Origin of the sequence: Dyella sp., from assembly GCF_035486915.1 — a bacterium.
Classification (GTDB): Bacteria; Pseudomonadota; Gammaproteobacteria; order Xanthomonadales; family Rhodanobacteraceae; genus Dyella_B.
In genome coordinates, this window is the sequence record NZ_DATHMR010000089.1 from 20,659 (window position 1) to 27,465 (window position 6,807).

Genomic DNA, 6,807 nt, shown 5'->3' on the forward strand with positions numbered 1-6,807 from the left:
GTATAGGCCAGCTTCGTTGCGTTGCCGGTTACGCCGACGCAGCAGTAAGGGGTAACGCCAGCGTAACGCGCAGGCCGCCGTCTTCCCGGTTGGCGAGTGCAATGCGACCGCCGTGGGCTTCGCTGATCTCTCGCGCCAACGCCAGGCCAAGGCCGGTACCGGAACGCTTGGTGGAATAGAACGGCAGCAGCGCCTGCGCCAGCACCGCTTCGCTCATGCCGGGACCGCGATCGGCCACTTCGATACGTAGCTCGTGGCCTACCGGATGCAACGCCAACGTGACGCCTTCCGGCACACTGCCAGACTCATGCGCATTCTTAATGAGGTTGATCAGCACCTGTTCGATCTGCACCGGATCAAACCAGCCCGGCTGCGGTGGTATGTCACCGCTAAGTTGGAAGCGACAATGCAGCGCCAGACCATCGAGGAAGGGCCGCCATTCGATGGCTACTGGGCGAGGCGTAGGAAGTTTCGCAAATCGCGCGTAACCGTCGATAAAACCATGCAGATGGCGAGCGCGTTCGCCAATGGTGGCGAATACGCCCGGCAGACGCTGCACGTCGCCGCGCCGCGCGAGCTCGGCACCGGAATGCGCAAGCGATGAGATCGGGGCGAGCGAATTATTCAGCTCGTGGCTGACTACGCGTATCACGCGCTTCCACGCCGCGACTTCCTGCCTTGAAAGTTCGCGCGTCATGCGACGAAACAATTGCAGGCGATGCGGCCTTCCCTGCAGACGGAATGCCCGCTGCGAGAGATGGAAGGTCTCTTCGCTGCCATCCATTTCCACGCTGAAAAGCGCGTCTTCGGTCCCTTCCGTTGCCTTGCGCAACGCCTCGGGCGCGTCCTCGATCAACGTGCCGAAATGCAGGCCGTTGAGACTGCGCCCTTCGTTGAACAAGTGCCGCGCCGCGATATTCGCGTAGGCTACACGTCCGTTTCCATCCGTCAGCACCAGCGCGACAGGCGTGTTCTGCACGACGGTATCGAGCAGCAATTCGCGTTGCGCGAGATTCTGCCGCTGCTCGCGCAAAGTCTGACCTAACTCATTGTGCACACGAATCAGATCGCCCAACTCATCGCGACGATTCAACGCAATCGAAATACTGAAATCGCCATCGCGATAACTCGCTACCGCGCTTTCCAGGGCGCGTAGCAAGCGTTTGACGGGCTCCATGACGACATGCCCCAACCACCAGCACAGCGGCAGCAGGACGATCGCGCAGATGATGATGCCGCCCGCCGGAGTGGGTCCAGGGACATCCATGTGCGCGTCGTGTAGCCACTTCAGCGTCTGCGGCAAAGGCCAGCTCGTGACGCCGATATAGACCAGCGCGCCCATCAGCGCAGCAAGGGCGAGCAACACGGCCAGACGCCCTTCCAGCGACCTCAACCGCATCGTTCGCCCCCGTTCACGCTAGTGCGGTGTTGCATGGAAGATCTCCCTGGGAATGGAACCGTTCTACAACAGCCACGCGTGGATGTACCACTGCCGGAAGATCATGGCCGGCAGCAGGCCCCGTTCAAGCCTGCTGCGTTGTGAGACCGTAACGCTCCATGCGCCGGTAAAGCGCCTGTCGCGACAAACCGAGCGACTGCGCCGCGCGGCTGACGACGCCATCGGCCTTGTGGAGCGCCGATTCCACCACCTCGCGACTGGGCTCGTCGAGATTGCGTACCACCGCAGCGACCGAATGCTGAGGCAGATTGAGCTGTTCCGGCGTGATGGGTGCGTTGTTAGTCAGCAACGCGGCGCGCTCGATGGCGTTCTTCAACTCACGCACGTTGCCGGGCCATGGATAGGTCAACAAGGCCTCTCGTGCTGCATCGCTAAGCTCGGCCCGACCGGCCAGGAAGTGCTCGGCCAGCGGCATGATGTCGTCGATGCGTTCCGACAAGGGTGGAAGATTGACGTCGATGACGTTGAGTCGGTAATACAAATCCTCGCGGAACGTGCCGGCGCGAATCATTGCCTTCAGATCCGCATTGGTCGCGCTCAATACGCGCACTTTCACCTTGCGCGTCCGGCCCGAACCCAGACGCTCGAACTGTCCTGTCTCCAGCACGCGCAACAGCTTCATCTGACCCGGCAACGGCAGGTTGCCGATTTCGTCGAGGAACAAGGTGCCGCCATCGGCGAGCTCAAAGCGTCCTTCGCGCGCCTTGTTGGCACCCGTGTACGCACCGGCTTCCGCGCCGAACAGTTCGGCTTCGATCAATTCACCCGGCAACGCGCCGCAATTGACGGCGATAAACGCCCCGTTACGGACCGACGAATTGGCGTGCACGATGGCGGCAATGCGTTCCTTGCCGGCGCCATTGGGCCCCGTGATCAGCACAGGCACATCCGAACGTGCCACCTGGCACGCCAGATCCAGCGTGCGCGCCATGGCCTCGGAGGCGAACACCAGACCGTCCAAATCGTACTTGCGCTGCAGCGCGTCACGGCGCTTGCGGCGCTCCAGGCGAGTGCGATTTACCTCACGGGTGGATTCGGAAAGCTCCAGCAGGTTCTCCACCGTCTGCAGCAGCTTGGCGTCATCCCAGGGCTTGGCCAGGTAATCGGCAGCACCGGCCTTCACCAGCTCCACCGCGGTCTCCAGATGCGTCCAGGCGGTCAGCAGAATCACCGGCAGGTCCGTGTGGCGCTCGCGAAGAGCGCGGAAAAGCTCCACACCCTCTTCGCCCGAGGTCGTGTCGGCCGTGAAATTCATGTCCTGAATGACGACATCCACCGATTCCCGCTCCAGCATCGCCAGGCCGTCGTCGGGCGTCAGCGCCGTCAGGGGCCGAACATCATGCAAAGAGAGCAGAAGCGACAGCGCTTCGCCCACCGCGGGGTTATCGTCAATGATCAGTACGGTACGCATTCGTTTCCTACACATGCAGACATGGATGCAGCTGCTGACCAAAAGGTTGCCATGACCAACTGCCTACGTATATGAAAAGTTATCCGCGTCACAGTGATCGCGTCGCGACGACCGGGGGTACGGCCGCAGCGCGCATGGCTGGTGCTAGTGCACTGAGCTGGCCGATCAGCAACATCGCGACGGCGCCGATAGGCAGATAGGTCCAAGGCAAATGAGGCAGCTCGTAGTAGCGCATCAGCATCGCATTGCCCAGATAGGCCAGGCCCATGCCCAGAAATACCCCAGCCCCCACGATCAGCACGTTCTCCCCCAGAAAGTAACGCAAGATATCGATGCGACGAGCCCCAAGCGCGCGATGGACACCGATCTGTCGTATGCGCTGCTGCACCCAGAATCCAGTCAGACCCATGATTCCCGCCAGGGTGACCATGATGATGGCCACTACCAGGCCCAGGAGCAGCCACAGCGTCGCGCGGGAACTTTTCAATGCTTCATCGCGCCTGTCCTTGTACCACTCCACCAGTGCCTGCGGGCCGTTTTCGGTGCGCTCACCGAATTGACGCTTCACCGCCTGCTTGACGCCACGCATCGCCACCTCGTGCATGGTGGGATCGACACGTATGGCGTAACTCAACATCGCAGTATTGCCGATGTTGCGCGCAAGCAACACGGTGTAGTCAGCACGCCCGTCGGTAGCGAGAGTCAGTTCGTTGCGCAACAGATGTTTCACGACACCCACAACCTGATAACCGTGGCCGTCCTTATCGCTCGGATCGTGCAATAACGCACCCAGCGGTTGCGCCGTCCCAAACAGCTTGTCCGCAAGCGCCTGGGTAATGATCACAGGCTGCGAGATTCCCGTATCCCAATTCCCGTCGCCGGCGCCTACGCCGAAGGGACGATATTCCCCCGGCAGAAAGTCTCGCCCCGCCACAAGCTGCAGGCCAAGCGTATCGATCAAACCGTTGCCCATGTAAACGTTGACGCCAACGGCGGACTTGGTCGGCCCTTGCGCATTGAAATCCATCGACACGATGCTGACCATCGGCAAACCCAACGCCGACGACGCATCGCGCACACCCGGCACATTGCGCAAGACCCGCTCCGCCTCCTGCGACTCAGCCGCCGACCAAATGCCATGCACTGGCGCCAGATTATCAATCAGGATCAGGTTATCTGCGTCGACTCCGCTTGGCGCCAGCATCGGCTCCAATCGTTGCCATGCAAGAAAAAATACGTTGCACAAAATCGCACAAGCCAACGCAACCTGTAAGAACACCAATCCCGGCATAAGGCCGTGGCGACGAAGGGGTGCCAGAATGGTTCGCAAGGACATATGACGTCGGCTCCCTATGCGCTCTTGATCTGCAAACCAGGCTGCACCAGCGACACGCGCCACGAAGGCAACAGTCCCACCAGCACGCCCACCAGCAGCGCCAACACGAACAACGCGCCGAACATCGCTGTGTCCATATGTGCCAGATCGGTAAAACCCTGATCCTGCATTCTCAAGAGAGTGAGGCCCAAAAGCGTAAGCGGCCATGCCAGCACACCGCCCAGCACACACACCGCACTTGCCTCGATCAGATGCTGCAGCACAATTGCGCGTCGCGAAGCGCCCAGCGCTCGGCGCACACCCACTTCCGCACTACGACGCATGAACTTGGCGGCAAGGAGGCCTGCCACGTTAACCATACACAAAAGAAGAAACGAACCGGCGAGCCAAACGTTCACCCGCACGTTGTCCGGAATGACATCCTGCATGGTCAACCATTGCTGGACATTGAGCAATCGCGATTGTGGCTTCTTTCCGAATGCCACCAACCCCGTCTGCTGATGCGCGTAGTTGTCCAGGTCGCGCCGGAAATCATCGACCTGTTTCGGTGTATCCAGCTCAACCCAGTAACCAAGCCATGCGCAATGTTTGGGATCGACATCGAACAGCTTCTTGTCTTTGTCGGTCGCATCGTCGCACCCGTCGGAACCCGGCACAGCAACACCCGCATCCAGCGCGGAGGTATACGGGACAAACACCGCTTCACGATTACGGCCGCTGAATGTCCACGACTGCAGGCCATAGAAATGCGGCTGCGGTGCGTACGGTGCGCTGACGCCGATAATCCGGAAGGGATGATTCTTTACATTGAACGTGCGACCGATCACATGCGAAGTACCGAACAGTTTCTGTGCGAGGTCACTGTCGATCACTACCACCGGCGCGTGCGCGGCATCCTCGTCCGCGGTCCAGCTGCGTCCTTCCCGTAATGCCACACCGAACATCGGAATGAAATCGCCGGTTGTCAGCAACGCATTCTGATCGTCGATGGCCTGTCCGTGCGAACCGTCGACATGCAGATAGACGTTGGCAACGGCGGTCTGTCGCAACGACTTGTGGGCATCCATCAAGGCCTGCACATCCGGCATCTTGATGCGTCCGTAGCCAACGGTCTTGATATCGTCGAGCAAATCGTAATCCTGCGATTTGGCCTCGAGCGTATCCACCCATGCGACGTAAAGATGCTGACTACGCCCCGGCAACGGATCGGTCGACAACATGTGCAGCAGCACCAACGTCGTCATGCTGGCAGCCAGACCGATCGCCACCGTGACAACGGCCAGCGCAGTGCTTTTGGGAAAGCGCCGTAACCCGTGCAAGGCAAGCTCAAAACAGTACGCAACCATGTTTCCAGTCACTCCCTCAATGACCATCCACGCTTATCCCGACCGCGTCGCCACCATGGGCGGTACTGCAGCCGCACGCAACGCCGGACCCCACACAGCCAACTGCCCCAGAACCCACAGCGTCACCGCCCCCGCAGGCAGGTAATACCAAGGCATCAAACGCATTTCGTAGTGTTTCATCAAAAAGAGATTGACGCCCAGCGCCAGCGCCATGCCAATCAGCACACCTGCTGTCGTCAACAAAAAATTCTCAAGCCGGAAATAGGCCAGAATCTGTCCGCGCGTAGCTCCCACCGCGCGTCGTATGCCAATCTGCCGACGCCGCTGCTGCACCCAGAAGCTGGTCAGGCCTACGATGCCGAACGCCGTCACGGCGAGCATTACAGCGCACACGGTGACCAGCATCCACGCCATGCTGCTGGTGTCGGAGAAATACTGATCGCGCATGTCCCTGTAGCGTCGCGCGACAGCGAGCGTTCCCGGATTGAGCCCCCGCAGCACATTCAGCGCTTCGCGAGCCACGCGGCCTTGATCGATGGGCGTGCTTCGCAATACGTAATAGTGGATATTGCTGCCGACGCCACGCGCACCCGTTACGTCACCATAGCGGACGGGAAAGAATACGCTGTAATAGAAACCGCGGGGCTCGCTGCTTCTGCGCCCATAGTCGTCCGGGCATAGCACGTCTGCCACGACTCCTACCACCGTGTACCACAGCGGGCTCGAATACATCGTCTTTCCCAACGCCTGCTGTCCTGGCCACAAGCGCTGTGCGTAACTTTTCGTTACCACCACGGCATGCCCACTCGGCATCAAGCCGCTGGCCAATGTATTACCGGCGTATTCCTCCGCGGTGAAAAAGCGGCCCTCAATGAGCGTGAGGCCTAATGCTTTATCCGCACCTTCACCTGCAAAGTAATACTCAGACGAAACGTCCTTCACGTTGTTCTGGTCCGAATCCATCTGCGTATTGAATGTTTCGTTCAGTCCATCGCCATCCAGCGGCACATCGCTGATCGCGGCAGCAGCTTGCACACCGCCTACGGCGCGCAGGGCCGCAACGTTGCGAGCGACGTCATCGCCCGCGTGCGCAGGACCCACCCCATTGAGGCTGACAATCGTGATACCTCGTTCGTCGATGGCATTGGGCAATCGAATATCACCCAGGTTCTGACTGATCATCGATACGGCATTGCAAAGCACTGCACATGCCAGAGCAATCTCCAACACGATCAATGTCGCCGGTGTGCGATGT

5 protein-coding genes are annotated in these 6,807 nt (G+C 60.0%); all 5 read right to left on the minus strand.

The window, feature by feature from the left end:
* Nucleotides 1-28: 28 nt before the first annotated feature.
* Complete coding sequence (locus tag VK725_RS07205) at nucleotides 29-1,399, minus strand: sensor histidine kinase (RefSeq protein ID WP_325317379.1); 1,371 nt, start codon at nucleotides 1,397-1,399, stop codon at nucleotides 29-31.
* Between the two features lie 124 nt (nucleotides 1,400-1,523).
* Nucleotides 1,524-2,870: a sigma-54 dependent transcriptional regulator gene (locus VK725_RS07210; RefSeq protein WP_325317380.1), complete on the minus strand. Its 1,347-nt coding sequence runs from the start codon at nucleotides 2,868-2,870 to the stop codon at nucleotides 1,524-1,526.
* Between the two features lie 88 nt (nucleotides 2,871-2,958).
* Complete coding sequence (locus VK725_RS07215) at nucleotides 2,959-4,206, minus strand: ABC transporter permease (RefSeq protein ID WP_325317381.1); 1,248 nt, start codon at nucleotides 4,204-4,206, stop codon at nucleotides 2,959-2,961.
* A 14-nt stretch (nucleotides 4,207-4,220) separates the two neighbouring features.
* Entirely contained in the window at nucleotides 4,221-5,552 is a 1,332-nt protein-coding gene (locus VK725_RS07220) for an ABC transporter permease (protein WP_325317382.1), read from the minus strand.
* 33 nt (nucleotides 5,553-5,585) lie between these two features.
* Nucleotides 5,586-6,807 (minus strand): ABC transporter permease (locus VK725_RS07225; protein WP_325317383.1); only part of this gene is annotated, 1,222 nt, incomplete at its 5' end.